Here is a 1,674-nt window from a genome sequence, read left to right as displayed (position 1 = left end):
AAACCATAAGATACAACCCGCAAAACGTAAAATAGAAACGCGAAACCATAAGAGAGACTACTAAAATCATAAGTGTGACCCCAAAAACCATAAGACAACCCCCACACCCCTCAACCACTACATTTTGCAAATTCAACAATCTACAGTAAAATGAGGAATCAGAGTAGAAAACAGGAAGGATTGACTGCGTTGCAAATTTCTATTGTCGTACCGTGCTACAACGAAGGGAATAACATCCGCAACTTTCAGCTCGAAATGCAGAAAGTGCTGGGTCAATCTGTCGCATATGAACTGATCTTTATCAACGATGGCAGCCGTGACAACACGGACAATATCCTGCGTGAACTGGCCGAACAGGAAGAAAATGTCTACTATATATCATTCAGCCGCAATTTCGGCAAAGAGGCGGCGATGCTTGCCGGCCTTGAATTTGCCCGAGGCGACGCGGTCATCATCATGGACGGCGACCTGCAGCACCCGCCTTCAATGATTCCTCAGATGATCGGCAAATTCGAAGAGGGCTACGACCAGGTCATTGCGCGGAGGAACCGTAAAGGCGACTCGCTCGTGCGCTCGGGCCTTTCTTCATTGTATTACCGCCTGATCAACTGGTTCGTCGAAGTCGAACTCGAAGACGGTGTCGGCGATTTCCGATTGCTCAGCAGAAGGGCAGTCAACGCTTTATTATCAATGAAGGAATATAATCGCTTCTCAAAAGGCCTCTTCGCCTGGATCGGCTTCAAGGAATACATCATCGATTACGAAAATTTGACCAGGGAAGACGGCAAGAGTACCTGGACATTTCCCAAGCTTCTGAACTATGCGTTCGACGGATTGCTGTCTTTTAACAATAAACCACTTCGAGCATCCATTTACATTGGAACGACGCTGACAGCTGCATCGATTCTGTATGTAATCGTCACGCTCATCCAAATCATCTTCCGTGGCGTCGATGTGCCCGGTTATTTCACGCTGATTTCAGCAATTCTCCTGGTCGGAGGGGTCCAGTTGACGTTCCTTGGCCTGATTGGAGAATATATAGGAAGGATCTATTATGAAACAAAACAACGACCGCATTACCTCGTTTATGAAACAAATATGGAAACTGCCGATCCTGAGAACAATAAAAAATAGGGAATTGGCGGGCCAGATGTTCCGCTTCGTACTGGTCGGCTTCCTGAACACCGCCAATTATTACATCCTGTACCTGTTCTTTATGCATATCCTGTCGCTGCCATATATGGCGGCGCATATTTCCGCATTTCTCATCAGCATGGTCGGCTCGTTCTATTTCAATTCCTATTTCACTTATAAGGTGAAGCCGACACTCCGTAAATTTTTGCAATTTCCATTAACATACGTGGTGAATATTTCGGTATCGAGTGCCGCCTTATTCCTGCTGGTGGACCTCATGCATTTAAATGAAAACATTTCACCTCTGATTGCGCAGGGGATCACGATCCCCGCTACTTTCTTTGTTTCGAAAAAAGTATTGGCAAATGATAAAGCAGAAGATGAAATTGGTGAGCATATTGGCTAATAGTATAGACATTGTAATAGAAGCAGCTTTATAAGCAGTCCGCTGATGGCGGGCTGCTTTTAGTTTGGGCTGATTTAGGGAGAAAGCTGGGGAAAAGATAGAATCATAAGTAAGGGTGGTAAAACCGTAAGATA

The 1,674-nt window shown here is 45.3% G+C and carries 2 protein-coding genes; both read left to right on the top strand.

Translation table 11 applies throughout. The features are described 5' to 3' along the window. The first annotated feature begins 189 nt into the window (after positions 1 to 189). A complete protein-coding gene (locus KW93_RS16145; RefSeq protein WP_033544083.1) occupies positions 190 to 1,134 on the top strand; it encodes a glycosyltransferase family 2 protein in 945 nt (314 codons plus the stop codon). Then, the gene (locus tag KW93_RS16140; protein WP_442956630.1) at positions 1,055 to 1,540 is read left to right on the top strand and encodes a GtrA family protein; all 486 of its coding nucleotides are present in this window, start codon (positions 1,055 to 1,057) and stop codon (positions 1,538 to 1,540) included. The genes KW93_RS16145 and KW93_RS16140 overlap by 80 nt, the downstream gene beginning before the upstream one ends. The last annotated feature ends 134 nt before the right edge of the window (positions 1,541 to 1,674 follow it).

This window comes from Planococcus sp. CAU13 (genome assembly GCF_000775575.1).
GTDB lineage: Bacteria > Bacillota > Bacilli > Bacillales_A > Planococcaceae > Planococcus.
This window is presented reverse-complemented; position numbering and strand designations above follow the sequence as displayed.